The organism is Candidatus Manganitrophaceae bacterium, assembly GCA_016200325.1.
GTDB lineage: Bacteria > Nitrospirota > Nitrospiria > SBBL01 > Manganitrophaceae > Manganitrophus.
This window is the reverse complement of sequence record JACQEZ010000011.1, coordinates 29,974-47,094: the sequence shown is the minus strand read 5'-3', so window position 1 is coordinate 47,094 and position 17,121 is coordinate 29,974. Positions and strand designations below refer to the sequence as shown.

Here is a 17,121-nt window from a genome sequence, read left to right as displayed (position 1 = left end):
TTTCACTATTTTTGTTTCGGCGAAACAACGGCTTGCCGGGTCGGATCGGTCCAGAGCGGGGAAGAAAACGACAGGCTCCGGTTGACTCCTAAAAGGCAACATGTTAGATTGGGCGGATCGTTTGAGGTTTGAAGTCCGATCCATGCTCGATATTAAGCTGCTCAGAGAGAACCTAGAAGAGGTCCGAAAGCGGTTGGCCGATCGCCAGATCGACCTCTCTTTTGATACCTGGATCGAGTCGGATCAGCGGCAGCGGGCGCTGAAAACAAAGATCGAAACTCTCAAGGCGCGGAAGAACAAGGCGAACGACGAAATCGCGCGCTCGAAGCGGGAAGGAAAGCCGATCGCCCCGATTCTGGAGGAGATGAAGCAGGTCGCCCAAGAGATCGAGCAACTCGAGGTCGATCAGAAAAAGATTGAGGAGGCGCTCGGCCCGTTTCTCCTGATGCTTCCGAACCTGCCCCATCCGTCGGTGCCGGTCGGGAAGGACGAAAAGGACAATCAGGAGGTTCGGCGTTGGGGAACCCCGCCGCACTTTTCATTTTCCCCGAAACCGCATTGGGAGATCGGCGAGTCGCTCGGCATCCTCGATTTCGAACGGGGCGCCAAAATCACCGGGGCGCGCTTTACCCTTTATAAGGGCGCGGCGGCGCGGCTGGAGCGGGCGCTGATTAATTTCATGCTCGATCTTCACACCCGCGAACATGGCTATCAGGAGGTGCTCCCGCCGGTGATCGTCAACCGGGAGAGCATGACCGCGACGGGGCAGCTCCCCAAGTTTGAAGAGGACCTCTTTCGCCTCAAGGATGAAGATTACTTCCTCATCCCGACGGCGGAGGTGCCGGTGACCAATATATTCCGGGGCGAGATTCTGACCGAAGCCGATCTGCCGATTTCATATGCCGCCTATACCCTTTGTTTTCGCAGAGAGGCCGGCTCGTATGGAAAAGACACCCGCGGTCTGATTCGCCAGCACCAGTTTAATAAGGTCGAATTGGTGAAATTTGCGAAGCCTGATGACTCGTACGATCATCTGGAGCGGCTTTTAAAGGATGCGGAAACCGTTCTGCAACGGCTGGCGCTTCCCTATCGGGTGATGGCCCTTTCCACCGGCGACATGGGATTCGCGGCGGCGAAGACGTATGATATTGAGGTCTGGATCCCCTCGCAGCAGACCTATCGGGAGATCTCCTCGTGCAGCAACTTCGAGTCCTTTCAGGCGAGACGGGCCGACATCCGATATCGAACCGCCGGCGGCAAGGTTCAGTACGTTCACACCCTCAACGGCTCCGGCCTGGCGGTGGGACGGACGCTGGTCGCCATCCTCGAAAACTATCAGCAAGAAGAGGGCTCGGTGCTGATTCCGGAAGCGCTGCGTCCCTATATGGACGGGATGACAAAGATCGATAAGCCAAGGGCTGCTTAATTATTGGAGCGGGCTAAATTCCGGGAACTCTCTTTTCGACTTGGAAAGGGAGATTATTTCCCAGACGGATGAGGGACCGGTCGTAGATCAATAAAGGCGAGCACTGGCGATGCCGGTGCGAGCCGCGGGGCGTGGGGGCATCGGAGGACAAGCCTCTTCTCTGGCCGCACGGGCCCCACATACCTTATGGAGGGGTGGCCGAGTGGCCTAAGGCGGCGGTCTTGAAAACCGTTACCCGAAAGGGTCGTGGGTTCGAATCCTACCCCCTCCGCCACTCTTAAAACTTGAAATAGACACCGCACACGATTAGAATACGCAGATCAAACGAGCGGGTGCTTTACTCATGCGGCCTCGAAACGTAGAGGCAGGGTAGAAAGGCACAAAAGAGATTTAAACAAATAAAGCGAGCAGCCGGTTGTGCCGGTGTGAGCGCGGGGCATGGGGGCATTGGAGGACCGGATCTCCTTCAGTTGCCGGACAGGCCCCCATATTCAATGGAGAGGTGGCCGAGCGGCTGAAGGCAACGGTTTGCTAAACCGTCATAGGGGCCTAAACCTCTATCCAGGGTTCAAATCCCTGCCTCTCCGCCAAATTCCCCAGGCGCATTTTTTGGGGATGTATCTGTTAAGGAGTTTTATGACGCGGAAAGAGATCGTCTTGCTTCTCAGTGCCCTGTTGTTATTCGCTGCATGTAATAAGAAGGAATCGAATTATATGGGAGAGTCTGCCCCGGCGGCTCCCCAGGCCCAGCAGGTCCAACAGGGTCAACCGACGCCAAGAGGCCAGCACCCCACGACGGAGCGGCCTTCCGATGTTCCCGATCTGAGCAACGCCCAGATCGTTGTTCCGGAGATGGTCAAGGGAAAGTGGAAAGCGGTCAAGCTGATGGTCGAAGATAAGAAGACCAGCCAAATTTCCGAGCATGTCGTTAACATCGGGTCGGAATATACCCTTCCCGATTCGGAGGTCAAGATCAAGGTCGGCGATTTCCTGCCTGATCTCATTATTCAGGGAACGGTGTTTACCTCGGTGACGAATGAGCTGAAGAACCCCGCGGTCCGCGTTGTCATCTCAGAGAATGGAAAAGAGTTGTTTAGAGGGTGGCTCTTCTCCCTTTTTCCGACGATGCATCCCTTTCAACACCCCCGCTTTGCCGTCACCCTGAAGGATGTGGTTTCGGCCTAAGATCCTCCCATCGCGCCCGTAGCTCAGCTGGATAGAGCACTTGACTACGAATCAAGGGGTCGGGAGTTCAAATCTCTCCGGGCGCACCATCCTTATCCTTAAAACAACCTAACATCCGATTACTTCTCTGTCCGAAGCGGTTTATGCCATGTTGACGCTATATGCATACTCTTTCAAACGTCTCGCTTTTCTCCTTCTCAGCTTTCCTTCTCCAGAAAGAGCCGCTTCAAAATATCTTTTAGCTGTGGAACGGTAAAAGGCTTCTCAAGCCATAGGTTTCCGGTCTTTCTAATAAACGAGACGGTGTCCGGATTTCCAACATCCCCCGTCATGAATAACACTCGGCTGGCCAAGCTGGAAGAGCGCGTCTTCACCTTCTCATAAACCAACCTCCCATCGATATCACGCAGATGGATGTCCAATATAATGGCGTCGAATTCCTCTCTTTCGATCTTCTCCAACCCTGATATTCCCGATTCAGTCTGTGTCACGCAATAACCGATTCGCGTGAGCATATCGTTCAACAGCATTAAAATGAACGGATCATTCTCAATGACCAGGATTCGCTTCATGGAAGCAGTTCCAGCTGTTGTTGAGATGGATCCTTATTTCCTGGCAAGAGGACTTCTGTGGCCTGGATCAAAAGTGATTTATACTTCTCCGCATCAAATCCCCATGCTCCATCCATAAACCCCAACGCCCGGGCTCTCTCTGATTTCACCCGTGCTTTGGCATCGGTAATCACATAGGCAATGCTCTGGCCCGGCGAGAGTTTCACGCCGTGGCCGGCGAGCTCTTTGGCGACGATCGCGGTAAGGCTGTCTTTTTGATATTCCCCCGGAGATTTCGAAAGGGTCTTTGCGATCGCCAGCTCCCAGAAGGAGACCCGCCGGGTTCTCAGTCGCTCCAGATAAGCTTCTTTAATTTCCTCTACTTTCGGAAGCAGCGCTTCATACTCCTCTCGATTCTTCGCCTGCGAGAGGATCTGAAGCATCTCGGTCTGGGCCGTCCGAATAAAAGGGGAGGTGTCGCCGCGGCGCGCCTCAATCCCTCGCAGCTTGACCTCGCCATTTCGGAAGACCCCCCAATAGCGATTGGGCACCGCGATTTCAGAATCCGATTCCGAAAAGGGAAAGAGGACCCAGCGATAGATTCCTTCAAAGGCGATGGGGATCTCACAGCACTCTGAAATCTCCTTCGCAAGCGCTTCATACGTGGCCGCCGAGGCGCCCGGTTTTCGAATCCAGAGCGTATCAACCATTGCATGGATCATCTCGAATCCGTCTCTTTCCACGATCTCCTTCGCCTGCATCAGCTTCTCCCGGACGTATGCGGTGATCGCCTCATGCGCTTCGATCTTCCCAAAACGGGCGTTTTTATCGCCTTGATATCCAAAGGTTGTCACCAACCCCCACCGGAGTGCCGATTGCCGGGCCTCATACCGCTGCTTCATCTCCGGATCGGCCGTCTGCTTCTTCAAGAATTTATAAGCAGCCCGCTTGGCTAAAAAAGGCTCCAGGAATCGTGGAATCAGCCCACGGCGCTTAGTACAGAGATGATGACCGATCTCCGGGACGATGTTCGACTGGCAGCATTGACAGTTGACTGTCTCCGGCGAGATGTTGTAGTGCACCATGATGGCAGGGTACATCGAGGCGAAATCCATCTCCGCGACCTCTTCATGAAAACCGAGCTTCGGGGTCAGTCCTCCTTTATCGGTGAGAAGGATCGAATCGGCCGGCTTGAAAGCCGCTCCTTTCTGCTTTCTCCAGGGAATGAGGATTCCATCTTGGAAAGCCAAATCCATCTGCATTGACGTGATGCCGGTCCCGGTCGTCGTCCGTGCCATCTGCTGGACCGGAATTTTGGAGAGTCGCGCGAACTCATAAAGCCCTTCCAGCTCTGTATGGCCGATTAAGAAGGAGTTGTGCAGATCAATGTGCCAGCGGCCGAACAGAAGATGGGACTGCGCCTGATGCGCCACCTGACCATCGGTCAAATAAGAACGCTCGCGCCGGGTCATTACATCGGTATTGAGCTCACGGTTGAGCAGCAGCGGGAAGTGCTTCTTCTTCGCCATTGCGATGATCTGAGGGAGAATGTAGGAGTCGCCCCACTCCGAGAGGATCAAGTCGGGATCATGCCGGAGCAGCAGGCGATCGAACTGATCGATCAAGCCGGCTTCGTCTTCGGATTCAATGCAGGTCGCCCGACCTTCAACGACCACCTCCAGACGCCGGGGACCGGTGTGATCGGGCCGAATCTCTTCCCCCTCCATTCGAAGGGTCAGGATGGAAAGCGGAGGGGTGGTGTAATCAGTGCTCCAGATCGAGTCGAGCAGATTCACCCGCTGGACCTTCCCCTCTTCCACATCGACTTCACAATGGGCCAGCGGAAAACTTCCCCGCTCGTAAAAATAGAGCTGGGGCAGTGAGAGATCGCAGTGATAGAGAGAGAGGCCGGCCCCTTCCGGTTTGACGGCGGCAGACGTGCAGACTCTCGCGATCTTTATGAAGTGAATCGGATTGAGGACCTGTACCTGGGTCACCGGAATCGGTTTTCCGGAGTAGAATTCGACCTTCTTCGTGCGGGTGATCTCAAGCGGCAGGTTCAATTTCGAGAGGGCGGCCAGCAGCGGGCGCACAAGCGCACTTTTCCCGCCGATGTAGAAGCAGGGGGAGAAGGGGTCGAGCAACTCATGCTTGGCTCCCTGTGCGTCGATGAGCCAGACCCGCATTCCCCCGTCGACCGGGTAGACATCAAAGATCCAGCCGGTAAGCTTCATCGGCTCTCCTTCTCAAGAGAGGATTCAGAGAGGTCTTTCTCTTCCATCTCAGAGATCGCATCCACGGAGCCTCCTCTCGTCAGAGGGTTGGACGAATCAAGCTGACGACCTTCCCCAGGATCTGAAAGGTCAGATCTTTTTCGGTGATGACAATCGGTTTAAAGGCCGCGTTCTCAGGTTTTAAAACGAGGCTTCCTTTTTTCTTGATCAGCCGTTTAACGGTGGCTTCCCCTTCGGTCATCGCCACGACGATCTCGCCGGAGTCGGCATCGGACTGGGGCTTGACCAACACATAATCCCCCTCGAAGATGCCGGCCTCCTTCATGCTCTCTCCGTTGACTTTGAGTAAGAAGGCCTCCTTGCTTCGCACCAAAGAGGGATCGACCGTCAGATGACCGAGCAGGTTCTCCTCAGCAAGAATGGGCTGGCCCGCGGCGACCCGACCCAGGATCGGAATCAATCGACCGGGTCGCTTTGCTTCTGCTTTCACTTTAAGGGTTCGAGAGATGACCTCCAGGGTTCGGCGGCCGGGGCCTTTTCGAAGGTGGCCCTTTCGAATTAATTCCGAGAGATGTTTCTCGACCGCGCGGGTGCCGGATAATCCGAGGCCGCCTGCGATCTCCCGCAAGGTCGGTGGATAGCCCTGTTCTTGTACGGCCCGCTCGATCAGGTCGAGGATCTCTGTTTGTCTGGAAGTCAGTGGTAAGGTAGGCATATGTCTACCTTACCGGATATGAGAGGGAGCTGTCAAGGAATTCTTGAAAGGGGTATTCCCAATGTGGAATGAATGTCAAAGCAAATAGAAGGGTTGATGCTTATGGGGAGGGCGGCGGATCCTTTAAGCAATATTTTTTTGCTTTCAGGAGGACCTCTGCCGGTTGAATCGGCTTACTTAAATAATCGGCTGCCCCCAGACTCATCCCAAATGCTTGGGAACCGGGGTCCACTCTGGCGGATAGAAATAGAACCGGAATATGATAGAGATCTGAATTGCCCTTGATCGCCCGACAGACATCGAATCCATCCATCCCCGGCATCGACACATCCAGCAGGACCAGCCCCATCCGCTCCTCATTCAGGTGCCGCATCGCCAAAAAGCCATCTGTTGCCGTGCTGATCAGATAGCCGGCTTTGCTCAGGACCGCTGAGCAGGTGATCAACGTGTCCTGGTTGTCGTCAACGATGAGAATCCTCGATCGCAAAAGCACCTCTTTTTTAACCTGATCAGCATGCCTTGATCTTCATGATCATCGCACAGAGTATGGAAGGCGCGCGGTGCTTCCTGAGTTTTTTGATAGGAGATAAAAATGCGCTGTCGGAGACGGAACCATGGGCCGCCCGATAAAAGTAAAGAGAGCTGCTATTTTATTGAAAGAACGTACATTTAATTCTAAGGTTTTCCAAGCTTCACATTCAACTTTTATGTCTATTTAAGCTCTTTATAGTTTAGTCTTTCTTCGATTGAATGAATGTACGATTGCAGCTTTTCTTTGAATTCCGGTATAAGATGAAACTTGATTCCGATCAGATATTGGGTGACCCCCTGGAGAGTCTCAAGCCAGGCCACTTCACCCGGAATCATCAGAATTTCGGCGTCTTGCTCGCCTGGGAGTGCAAGCTCCACGAGCAACTGCTCGTCTTTTTGAAAAACGTCATTGGAATAAATTCCGATTCCTTTTATACTCAAATCGCGCACTCTGACGGCGTGAGAGACATTTTTATTTACCCTCGTGATAATGGCGATGGGCGCAAAAGGTACCCGAAGGCCGTCTCGTTTGTCTTCATGCATAGGACGTTTATCTCCCTTTCAATCTCAGCAGTTAGTATAGCGCAGTAATCCATTTTCAGAGGGCAGGCCTGCCGCCGATACGATTCATATATTTATAGGGAAGAACTTCTGAAATATAATCTGCGGTATGATAAATGCCCGGCTGACAAAGAGCCGAAGCGGAAGGATTCCTCCGCGCTCTTGGTTCTCTGCTCATCTCTGTACCTTCTCAGAATTACTCCATTCAGAGATCGATATTTAAAAAGGAGGACCAGTAATGGATGTCCGAATACCCTATCAAGGGGTCGGGAGCACCCTCCTTTTTCAGACACGTTGCGACATACTGTCCATCGAAAAGAAATGAAATTAAATCGCTTGAATGCCGACAATCTTCGGTCGAAGGTTTCTCTTCCTGAAGATGCAGCTCCTCGCTTTCGCTTCATCGCATCTAAAGGGTTCTGTCTATCATCCTTCCCTCTCCATTCGTTGACAACAAGCCGATCTATGCTACATTTTTCAGGTGATACATCCCTGTTTTAAGTCGATACAAAGAATGCCCGAGGGAAAACTTTCTGCAATTTATCTTTACCTGTTTAGAGCGCTGAAACAGGGATCGTTCAATCCTTTAATCGGTTGAGGAACTCCCTCCCCTCGGTGTGAGCCGGGGCATCGGAGATGATGCAAAGAGAAGAAAAAAAACATCCGGATCCACAGCCTCCGATGGAGGGGAGCCGGCCGAACTGTACTGAATGCGGGGTGTTGCGCCGGGCCCTTGCGCAAAACAAAGCGGAGCTCGACGCTTTTGTTTACCGGGTTTCGCACGATTTAAAAGCGCCGGTCGTCTCCCTTCAAGGAATGGCGTCGATCCTGCTGGAAGATTATCAAGCGGCGCTCGGTGAACGAGGCCGACACTATCTCGGCCGGCTCATGTCGAATGCGGAATTGATTGAACGACTCCTCGCCGATTTATTGATTTTTTCTCGGGTCGGAAGAAAGGGATCAAATCCGGAGCGATTGCACGTCGGCGAGGTCGTTCAGGAGGTCTTGAACCGATTTTCGGATGAAATTGCCAAAGGCAAAATAGAGGTTCGCGTATGCTCGCCCCTCCCAGCGCTTTTCTTTGATCGGGCACAGTTGGAGCAGGTTCTTTCGCAGTTGATCAGCAACGCCATTCAGTTTATGGGAGATCGGCAAAACCCGATGATTGAGATCGGGGCGACCTCGGACGGAGAGGCTGTCACGTTCTTTGTCCGGGACAACGGCATCGGAATCGATCCGCAATACCATGAAACGATCTTCGGCGTTTTTGAGCGCCTCAAAGAAATCGAGACGGAGGGAACGGGCATGGGGCTGGCCCTCGTTAGAAAAATTCTCAATCTGGCGGGTGGAACAATCTGGTTGGAGTCGGAGAAGAAAAAAGGAGCCGTTTTTTTCTTCAGAGTGCCCGACGGGGTTTTATTAAAGGATGGAATGTAAATGGACCCAAAGAGAATCAACCGATCTCGGCGGCCGATCTAAAGCGAGGAGCATGGATGGAACCGATTGAAATCCTTCTGGTGGAAGACAACCCCGATCATGCCGAGTTGACCCGCCGCTCGCTGGAAGGCGGGAGTATGGCAAACAAGGTCACTTGGGTGAAGGATGGCCAAGAGGCGCTCGATTACCTCTTTAAGAAGGGGTCCTTTATAGACGCCCCCCGGCCCGGGTTGATCCTGCTCGACATTAACCTTCCTAAGATCAATGGGGTCGAGGTGTTGAAAAAGGTAAAAGAGACCGAAGCGCTTCGCGTCATTCCGGTGATCATGCTGACGACCTCGGATCGCGACGAAGAGGCCCTCAAATGTTACAGCTTCGGCGCGAACAGCTTCATTACAAAGCCGGTGAAGTTCAGCGAATTCTCGGAAAAGGTCAAATCGCTGAAACTTTACTGGCTGCTGGTCAATCGTCCGCCGAACCCCGACGCATAACGGAGGAGTCTCTCATTGGGCTTTTTGGGAATGAAGAGTGGCATGGCAAAAGAACCGGTCAAGATCTTGCTGGTGGAAGACAATATCGATCAGCGGGAGCTGACCCTCCGTGCTTTTCAAAAAAAAGATCCCGATTTACAGATTACTTCGGTCGAGACCGGCCCGGCTTGTCTCGATGCGCTGAGACAGAGCCGCTTTGATGCGGTGATTCTCGATTACAGCCTTCCGATGATGAACGGGGTCGATGTGCTGAGCGAAATTCAGGCGTCGGGATATACCGCTCCGGTGATCATGGTGACGGGGCAAGGGGATGAGACGATTGCGGTCGAGGCAATGAAGCGCGGGGCCTACGATTACATCATCAAGAATCAAAATTATCATCATACCCTTCCTCCCGTCGTCCTCAAAGTGATCGATCAATACAAGCTCAAAAGACATCTTGAGAACAGCTCCCAACGGGCCCACCGCCTCTATGAGATCTCCCTCTCTTTGGCGACCGAGCGAAAAATTGGGGTCCTCAGCACGACCCTGGTGGAGGGGGCGAAGGAGTTGATGGATGCCGAAGGCGCGCTTCTTTTTTTAATCGATGCCGAACAGAAAATCCTTCAAACCGATTTTGTCGGGGTGGAGTTTGAGGGAGGGATTCCGCAAGGTCCCATCACAAAGACGGGGCTCTTCGGCCTCGGATGCCAGGAGCGAGGACCCGTTCTGGTGGAGAATCCGAAGGCGCATCCCCTGATCGGATCGACTCCCGAATTGCAATCTCCGCTGCGTCAAACGCTTTCCATCCCGCTGATCCGCGAAGGTCGGGTTTTAGGCGTTTTAAATCTGATCAATAAAAAAGAAGACCAGCCGTTCTCGTCCGAGGATCAGGATTTCCTGTCGACCCTCTGCATCAACGCCTCCGTGGCGATCGACAATGTCCGCTTTCTGGAAGAGGTGGAGAAGCAAGCGATCACCGACAGTCTGACCGGTCTCTACAATCATCGAGAATTCCAGAAGCGTTTATATGAAGAGACGGAGCGGGCGAATCGGTATGGAAAAGAGTTCTCGCTCATCATGCTCGACATCGATCACTTCAAGTCGTTCAATGATACGCACGGACATCCGGTGGGGGATTCGATCCTGAAAGAAATCGTTAAAGTCATTCAAAAGTGTGTTCGCAACGTCGACTTTCCGGCCCGGTATGGAGGAGAAGAATTTTCTGTCATTCTCCCGGAGACGGTCGGGATCCACGCGGCCAAAGTCGCCGACCGAATCCGAGAGGCGATCGACGAGGCCGCTTTCGTTACAACGACGGGACATCGCGTCCACATCTCGGTGAGCATCGGGGTGTCTTCCTTCCCGGAGGACGGAACGCGGCGGGAAGACTTGATCCTTGCCGCCGATCAGGCCCTCTATTTCGCCAAGCGGGACGGCCGCAACCGTGTTTGCCGCTATCAGGACACCTTGAAGGCGGCGATCGAAAAGGATCAAAGCAAGTTGACCGAAATGCTGCGCAGTCCGGAGATGAAGACCATTCGAGACCTGGCCTCCATCATTGATGCGAAGAGCCCCTACACGCGGGGCCACTCTGAAGGGGTCATCGAGTATGCCCTCCTGCTGGCCGACGCCCTCAATCTGAGCATCGAGGAGAAGCAGAGCTTGCAGCTGGCAAGCTTGCTTCACAACATCGGCATCGTCAGTATTCCCGATACCATCCTGAACAAGCCGGGTCCGCTCTCGCCCGAAGAGCGGAAAATTATCCAAGCGCATCCCGGCTTGGCTCAGATGTTGATCAAAGGCTCGCCGAGCCTCGAGTCGGTCCTCCCCGCCATCCTCTACCATCATGAGCGCTACGACGGAAAGGGCTATCCCAACGGCATGAAAGGGGAGGAGATCCCCTTTCTCGCCCGTGTCCTCGGGGTGGTCGAAGCCTATCATGCGATGATTTCGGTCCGCCCTTACCGCCCTAAACTCTCCCAAGGAGAGGCCCTCCAAGAGCTTCGGAAACATGCCGGCACCCAGTTCGATCCGAAAGTGGTCGAGGCCTTTATCGGCACCTTGAACAAAAGTACAACCGACTGATTTCACACTGACCCTTCCGATCAATCAGAAAATAACCTATCAAAGCCAAACGTGAATAGGTACTTAAGAGAGTGAAAGGCGGCTTTAAATGCATGTCTGGAGGTTTCGAGCGAAATTGCTCCGGAAGGCCGATAAAGTGCTTTTATGATACTCCGAACGGAATTCTTGATCTCTCTGATCTCAATCCTTCTTTGTTCGATTCCCAGAGAACGGAACGCCATGCCAAGCGTCCTCTCTGATGTAGAGGAGCGAAACCGTCCCTTTCCAGCAGGTATAGAGCGGTTTTTGTCCTATTCTTCCTTGGGAAAGTTAATTATCGGGCATCATTTTTTCTTGACAAGAATTATGAAATGGTGAATAATTACGTTCACTCTTAAAATTGGCTCTGCCCCCAGAGAGCTTCGCAGGTTCTGGGGGCTTTTAATTTAACATCGTTTGGACCGGTCGGTTTGATCGGAAAAGGAGAACTGTTTGATCAAAGTTTACGAGAACCAAATTGAAAAGGCATTAAAAGCGCTGAAACGTCAATTGGCGAAAGAGGGGCTTTTAAAGGAACTCAAACGTCGCAGCTTCTACGAAAAACCTTCCGTCAAACGAAAGAGAAAGCAGAAAGAAGCTAGAAAAAAGCGCTTAAAGGCGCAGCGTATCTCTTCGTCTATGAATCCGTAAGCCGACACCTTCAGATGTGAAAGACCTCGAACCCGCGACATTCCGGATGCAGGCGCGGGCTCGATCCGAGATTTTTTTTCGCGCGATCACCGGCCGCGGCTTTGCGATCCGCAATGCCGCTTCAAACTTGACGTTCCGCCATTAACCTGTTAAAATCCGTGCGGTTTGGAGGCAGCGTGGAGCGACGGAATCAGGAACGCCGGCAGATGACGCGCGGTTACGGGCCCGATCGGCGGGTGCAGAACCTTCCCAATGCCGGCATCGATCGTCGCCATCAGCAACGGCGCATCAAAGATCGACGCCAGGCAGACCGCCGGGAAGCAGACCTTCCTCCCCTTTATTCTCTCGACAGCCATTCTTCCAAAATTCTATGAAAGTGAATGAAATCTTCAAAAGCATACAGGGAGAATCGAGCTATGCCGGACTCCCTTGTATTTTCCTTCGAACGACCTATTGCAATCTCCGATGCCACTGGTGCGATACCGCCTATGCCTTCCATGAAGGAACAGAGCGGTCGGTTGAATCGGTGTTGCAAGAGATCCGCGGTTACGGATGCGATCTGGTTGAAATCACCGGGGGGGAGCCGCTCTTACAGGACGAGATCTATCCGCTCATCCGCACCCTTCTCGATGAAGGGTATCGGGTCTTGATCGAAACCAGCGGCAGCGTTCCGATCGACCGGGTCGACCCCCGCGCCGTCATCATTATGGATATCAAATGTCCCGGCAGCCGGATGAGTCACACCGTCTGCTGGGAAAATCTGAATCGGCTGAAGGGGGCGGATGAGGTGAAATTCGTCATTGCCGACCGCGCCGACTATATGTGGGCAAAGGAGATTCTTTCCCGATATCCCTCCCTCACCGACCGGACCGTTCTCTTCTCCCCGGTCTTCGATCAGATGGAGCCGCGGCAGCTGGCCGAGTGGATCTTAGAAGATCGCCTTCCGATTCGATTTCAATTGCAGCTTCACAAATATATCTGGGACCCGCAAATGCGCGGGGTCTGAATATCTGAATAGAGGAGTCCGAATGGAGTTTAAGGTCCAACGGGGAACGCTGGCGAAGCAGGGGGGCGAAATGCTGGTCCTCGGGCATTATGAGGGGGAGTCGCTTTCGCCCGAGACGGCGTCGATCGACAAAGCGATCGGCGGCAAGATTCAGGAGGTGATCGCCTCCGACGAATTCAGCGGTCGGTTCCTTCAGACGCTTGTCCTTCGAACCGACCGAACCGACCGAAAAATTGCCTCGCCCCGGCTCCTTTTGCTGGGGCTTGGAAAGCGCGCCGAGACGACGCTCGATCGGATCCGCCAAGCGATGGGACGGGCGGCGACCCAGATTCGCGAGATGGGGCTGACACAGTTCGCCACACAGATTCATGGGAAGGGACTGCCGCGTCTCTCCGTACAAGATTTGGCCCAGGCGATGGTGGAGGGGGTGATCCTCGGACTCTACCAATTTCAGGTTTACAAAACGGACCGGGAGGCCCTTCCGAAAGAGGTCCGCGAGTGCACCCTCGTCGATCCGGATGAAAAGCGGGCGGTCGAGATCCAGATGGGGGTCCGTCGCGGTCGGTCGATCGCCGAAGGGGTGAACTATGTCCGCGATCTCTGCAATGCGCCGTCGAATGTGATTACACCGAGCCGCCTGGCCGACGAAGCGAAGAAGATCGCCTCCGATTATCATCTCCGGGTCGAAGTTCTCGAGCGCTCCGACATGGAGCGGCTTGGGATGGGGGCCCTCCTCGGCGTGGCGCGGGGAACGGTGGAGCCGCCGAAGTTCATCGTCCTCGAATATGAGGGGGCGCAAAAAAAGACGCGGCCGATTGCGCTGGTCGGCAAGTCGGTGACATTCGATTCGGGGGGAATCTCGCTGAAACCGGCCGAGAGCATGGAGCAGATGAAATATGATATGACCGGCGGCGCCACCGTGCTGGGGACGATGCGGGTGGCCGCGCAGCTACAGCTCCCCCTCCATATCATCGGCGTCCTCCCGGCGACCGATAACATGCCGAGCGGCACCGCCATCCATCCCGGCGATGTCGTCACAACCCTCTCCGGAAAGACAGTCGAAGTGATCAACACCGATGCCGAGGGGCGGCTTTGCTTGGCCGACGCGCTCGCCTATGCCGTGCGATTTAAGCCGGCTGCGATGATCGATCTCGCCACCCTGACCGGCGCCTGTGTCGTGGCGCTCGGGAACCATGCGATGGCGCTGTTCGGAAACGATCCGAAGCTGACCGCGCAGATTCAGAAGGCGAGCGAGGAGACCGGCGAGCGGGTCTGGCCGCTGCCGCTCTGGGACGAATATTACGATCAGATCAAGAGCGAGGTGGCCGATCTGAAGAACACCGGGGGGCGGCCGGGCGGCAGCATCACCGCGGCGCTCTTCTTGAAACAGTTCGTCGGCGACACCCCTTGGGTCCATCTCGATATTGCCGGGACCTCTTGGAACGGGGAGAGACCCCGTCCCTATGTTCCGAAAGGATCGACCGGAACCGGCCTCCGCCTGCTGGTTCAGTATCTCACCGGTCTCGCCAAACAGCAAAAAGCCAAGCACAAATAAAGCCGTATTCGCCTCGCCCACTCGGGTGAAGAGGGGAATCAAAATGAGGATCGCGCAACTTCCAGGAGGTGTCGGATGAAATTGAGCCGAAAGATCGGCCAGCTCTTGATGATCGGGTTTGACGGAACCACCCCGACGAAGGGGGTGGAGGAGCTCATCAAGAAACATCAAATCGGCGGGGTGATCCTCTTTTCCCGAAACATCAAAGAGCCGCTTCAGTGCGCCAAACTGACCGCGTCGCTTCAGAAGCTCTCCCCCGATGTCCCGCTCTTCATCGCCGTCGATCAGGAAGGGGGTCGGGTCTCGCGGCTGGCCCCTCCCTTCACGCAGTTTCCCCCGGCGCGGACGCTCGGCCGTTGCGATTCGGTCGAGCTGACCTACAGCGCCGCCGAGGCGATGGCGAAGGAGCTGGCGGCGGTTGGAATCAATATGGACTTCGCCCCGGTGCTCGATGTCGACACCCACCCGAAGAATCCGATTATCGGAGATCGTTCGTTCGGAGCCAATCCGACGCTCGTCGCCAAGCATGGTCTGGCGGTGATCGCCGCCCTGCATGATCAGAAGGTGATCGCCTGCGGGAAGCATTTTCCCGGCCACGGCGACACCGCAGCCGACTCCCACAAAACTCTGCCGTCGGTCGATCATCCCCTCTCCCGGATGGCCGACCTCGAATTAAAGCCGTTTATCCATGCGGTGGAAAACCGTCTCCATGCGATCATGACCGCCCATGTGCGCTATCCGAAGCTCGACGAAAAATATCCCGCCTCGCTCTCCAAGAAGATCGTCACCCAGCTGCTCCGAAAAACGATTCAGTTCGAAGGGCTCGTCGTCACCGATGATCTGGAGATGAAGGGGATCACCGACGGATTTACGATTCCCGAGGCGGCGGTGAAGGAGGTTCAGGCGGGATCCGATCTGATTTTAATTTGCCATTCACCCGACCAGCAGATGGAGGCGCTTGAAGCGCTGATCCGCGCCGTCGAGAAGGGGACGATCAAGGAGGAGCGGCTGAATGAATCGCTCGCCCGGATTCTGAGTCTCAAAGAGCACTTCCTCCTGCCGCGCCAGGCTCCCAAACCGAAGCAGATCAAGCAGGTGGTCGGCTGCGACACGCATCGATTGGTCGTTGAGGAGATTGCAAAACGGGGTGAGCCGGTCCCGGCGCGGCGGGGAGGGCGTTAATGCCCTCCGGTTTGATGGAGTCCCGTGGAATTTTTTAAGACCTTCATCGACCTCTTTCTTCATCTCGACCGACATCTCGTCGCCGTCTTTCAAGATTATGGTCCCTGGACCTATCTGATCCTCTTCCTCATTATCTTCTGTGAGACCGGCCTGGTCGTCACCCCTTTTCTTCCGGGCGACTCCCTTCTCTTCGGCGTCGGGGCGCTGGCCGCCGGCAGCGACCTCCATATCGGATGGCTCTTTATCCTTCTGAGCCTTGCCGCCATCCTGGGCGATGCGGTCAACTACTGGATCGGTCATTTGATCGGTCCCAAGGTCTTTCAGAAGAAAGAGAGCCGCTTCTTTAAAAAAGAGCATCTCGACCGGACGCATCAATTTTATGAGAAGTACGGCGGCAAGACGATCATCCTCGCCCGCTTCGTCCCGATCATCCGGACCTTCGCCCCCTTTGTCGCCGGGATCGGCCGGATGCGCTACTGGCATTTTGCCGCATATAATATTGTCGGCGGAATACTCTGGATCGGTCTCTTCTTATTCGGCGGGTATTTCTTCGGGAATATCCCGACGGTCAAGGAAAATTTCACGCTGGTGATCCTCGGCATCATCGTCGTGTCGGTGTTGCCGGGGGTGGTCGAGCTGGTCCGATCGCGCGCGGGGGCCTAGGATCGACCTTTTTTTATCGGTCTCTTCCCCTTCTTCCCTGCCGGATCGACATACGGCTCTCGCAGTTGTACCGGCGCCAGTCCGCCCTTCCGCATCTTCAGGTTCAGCATCTCCACGAACACCGAAAAGGCCATGGCAAAATAGATATACCCTTTGGAGATGTGCTGGCCGAGCCCCTCGGCAATCAGCGTCACCCCGATGAGGAGAAGAAAGGCGAGGGCGAGCATCTTCACCGTCGGGTGGCGATGGACGAAATCGCTGATCGCCCCCGAAAAGAAAATCATGAAGATCACCGCGATGACCACCGCTAAAACCATGATCGCGATTTGATTGGCCATCCCCACGGCCGTGATCACCGAGTCGAGCGAGAAGACGATGTCAAGGAGGCTGATTTGAATGATGACGCTGGCAAACGAAGTGGCCGAGCGTCCCGCGGCGTGCGCCTCCTCTCCCTCCAGGCGCTCGTGAATTTCATGCGTGCTCTTGGCGATGAGGAAGAGGCCGCCGCCTAAGAGAATGAGGTCGCGCCCCGAAATGTCATGGGCGAAGAGGGTGAAGAGCGGCGTCGTCAGCCGCATGATCCAGGTGAGAGAAAAAAGGAGACCGACCCGGGTGACCATCGCCAGCATCAGCCCGACGGTCCGGGCCTTCGCCTGCGCCGCGGCGGGAAGCTTCCCGGCGAGGATGGAGATAAAAATGATGTTGTCGATTCCCAGGACGATCTCGAGCGCGGTAAGCGTCGTCAACGCGATCCAGGCCTGAGGGTCTGCCAGCCAATCCACGATTCACCTCCGAAAAAACAAAAGACCGGGTTTCGTTTGAAGCCCGGACTTTATAATATGAACGGG

17 protein-coding genes and 3 tRNA genes are annotated in these 17,121 nt (G+C 54.8%); 13 read left to right on the top strand and 7 right to left on the bottom strand.

The window, feature by feature from the left end:
* Window positions 1-142 precede the first annotated feature (142 nt).
* From serS to HY282_08115, 5 genes are all read left to right on the top strand, one after another.
* The gene (gene serS, locus HY282_08135) at window positions 143-1,426 is read left to right on the top strand and encodes a serine--tRNA ligase (protein MBI3803715.1); all 1,284 of its coding nucleotides are present in this window, start codon (window positions 143-145) and stop codon (window positions 1,424-1,426) included.
* A gap of 188 nt (window positions 1,427-1,614) precedes the next feature.
* Window positions 1,615-1,700 (top strand) — tRNA-Ser (locus HY282_08130).
* Window positions 1,701-1,922: 222 nt separating this feature from the next.
* Window positions 1,923-2,016 (top strand) — tRNA-Ser (locus tag HY282_08125).
* Window positions 2,017-2,062: 46 nt separating this feature from the next.
* Window positions 2,063-2,611, top strand: coding sequence for a DUF2155 domain-containing protein (locus tag HY282_08120; protein ID MBI3803714.1), 549 nt, complete (start codon window positions 2,063-2,065; stop codon window positions 2,609-2,611).
* A 12-nt stretch (window positions 2,612-2,623) separates the two neighbouring features.
* Window positions 2,624-2,700, top strand: a tRNA-Arg gene (locus tag HY282_08115).
* 108 nt (window positions 2,701-2,808) lie between these two features.
* Here HY282_08115 and HY282_08110 read toward each other — a convergent pair.
* The 5 genes from HY282_08110 to HY282_08090 all read right to left on the bottom strand — a co-directional run bounded on the left by HY282_08110 (window position 2,809) and on the right by HY282_08090 (window position 7,185).
* Window positions 2,809-3,183, bottom strand: a complete 375-nt coding sequence (locus tag HY282_08110) for a response regulator (protein MBI3803713.1) — start codon at window positions 3,181-3,183, stop codon at window positions 2,809-2,811.
* On the bottom strand, window positions 3,180-5,396 hold the full coding sequence (locus tag HY282_08105) for a hypothetical protein (protein MBI3803712.1): 2,217 nt from the start codon (window positions 5,394-5,396) through the stop codon (window positions 3,180-3,182). Before HY282_08105 ends, HY282_08110 begins: the two co-directional genes overlap by 4 nt.
* 79 nt (window positions 5,397-5,475) lie before the next feature.
* Window positions 5,476-6,111 carry a transcriptional repressor LexA gene (gene lexA / locus HY282_08100; protein ID MBI3803711.1) on the bottom strand — a complete coding sequence of 212 codons (636 nt, stop codon included), beginning with the start codon at window positions 6,109-6,111 and terminating at the stop codon, window positions 5,476-5,478.
* Between the two features lie 100 nt (window positions 6,112-6,211).
* Entirely contained in the window at window positions 6,212-6,598 is a 387-nt protein-coding gene (locus HY282_08095; GenBank protein ID MBI3803710.1) for a response regulator, read from the bottom strand.
* Window positions 6,599-6,822: 224 nt separating this feature from the next.
* The gene (locus HY282_08090; GenBank protein ID MBI3803709.1) at window positions 6,823-7,185 is read right to left on the bottom strand and encodes a PilZ domain-containing protein; all 363 of its coding nucleotides are present in this window, start codon (window positions 7,183-7,185) and stop codon (window positions 6,823-6,825) included.
* 654 nt (window positions 7,186-7,839) lie between these two features.
* On the opposite strand from HY282_08090, the gene HY282_08085 reads away from it, so the two are divergent.
* The 4 genes from HY282_08085 to rpsU all read left to right on the top strand — a co-directional run bounded on the left by HY282_08085 (window position 7,840) and on the right by rpsU (window position 11,867).
* Window positions 7,840-8,640: a hypothetical protein gene (locus HY282_08085; protein ID MBI3803708.1), complete on the top strand. Its 801-nt coding sequence runs from the start codon at window positions 7,840-7,842 to the stop codon at window positions 8,638-8,640.
* Between the two features lie 56 nt (window positions 8,641-8,696).
* Window positions 8,697-9,131 carry a response regulator gene (locus tag HY282_08080; protein ID MBI3803707.1) on the top strand — a complete coding sequence of 145 codons (435 nt, stop codon included), beginning with the start codon at window positions 8,697-8,699 and terminating at the stop codon, window positions 9,129-9,131.
* A 42-nt stretch (window positions 9,132-9,173) separates the two neighbouring features.
* Window positions 9,174-11,198 carry a diguanylate cyclase gene (locus tag HY282_08075; protein MBI3803706.1) on the top strand — a complete coding sequence of 675 codons (2,025 nt, stop codon included), beginning with the start codon at window positions 9,174-9,176 and terminating at the stop codon, window positions 11,196-11,198.
* Between the two features lie 471 nt (window positions 11,199-11,669).
* Entirely contained in the window at window positions 11,670-11,867 is a 198-nt protein-coding gene (gene rpsU, locus HY282_08070) for a 30S ribosomal protein S21 (protein ID MBI3803705.1), read from the top strand.
* Window positions 11,868-12,016: 149 nt separating this feature from the next.
* Here rpsU and HY282_08065 read toward each other — a convergent pair whose 3' ends face one another.
* Window positions 12,017-12,223, bottom strand: coding sequence for a hypothetical protein (locus tag HY282_08065; GenBank protein ID MBI3803704.1), 207 nt, complete (start codon window positions 12,221-12,223; stop codon window positions 12,017-12,019).
* Between the two features lie 14 nt (window positions 12,224-12,237).
* Here HY282_08065 and HY282_08060 point away from each other — a divergent pair, with 14 nt between their 5' ends.
* From HY282_08060 to HY282_08045, 4 genes are all read left to right on the top strand, one after another.
* Window positions 12,238-12,873 (top strand): radical SAM protein, encoded by a 636-nt coding sequence (locus HY282_08060; protein ID MBI3803703.1) that lies wholly within the window; start codon window positions 12,238-12,240, stop codon window positions 12,871-12,873.
* Window positions 12,874-12,895: 22 nt separating this feature from the next.
* The gene (locus HY282_08055) at window positions 12,896-14,428 is read left to right on the top strand and encodes a leucyl aminopeptidase (GenBank protein ID MBI3803702.1); all 1,533 of its coding nucleotides are present in this window, start codon (window positions 12,896-12,898) and stop codon (window positions 14,426-14,428) included.
* 75 nt (window positions 14,429-14,503) lie between these two features.
* Window positions 14,504-15,610: a beta-N-acetylhexosaminidase gene (nagZ, locus tag HY282_08050; GenBank protein MBI3803701.1), complete on the top strand. Its 1,107-nt coding sequence runs from the start codon at window positions 14,504-14,506 to the stop codon at window positions 15,608-15,610.
* 24 nt (window positions 15,611-15,634) lie between these two features.
* Window positions 15,635-16,273 carry a DedA family protein gene (locus HY282_08045; protein ID MBI3803700.1) on the top strand — a complete coding sequence of 213 codons (639 nt, stop codon included), beginning with the start codon at window positions 15,635-15,637 and terminating at the stop codon, window positions 16,271-16,273.
* Here the strand turns inward: HY282_08045 and HY282_08040 are convergent.
* The gene (locus tag HY282_08040) at window positions 16,270-17,055 is read right to left on the bottom strand and encodes a TerC family protein (GenBank protein ID MBI3803699.1); all 786 of its coding nucleotides are present in this window, start codon (window positions 17,053-17,055) and stop codon (window positions 16,270-16,272) included. The two genes, HY282_08045 and HY282_08040, sit on opposite strands and share 4 nt — an antisense overlap.
* Window positions 17,056-17,121 lie beyond the last annotated feature (66 nt).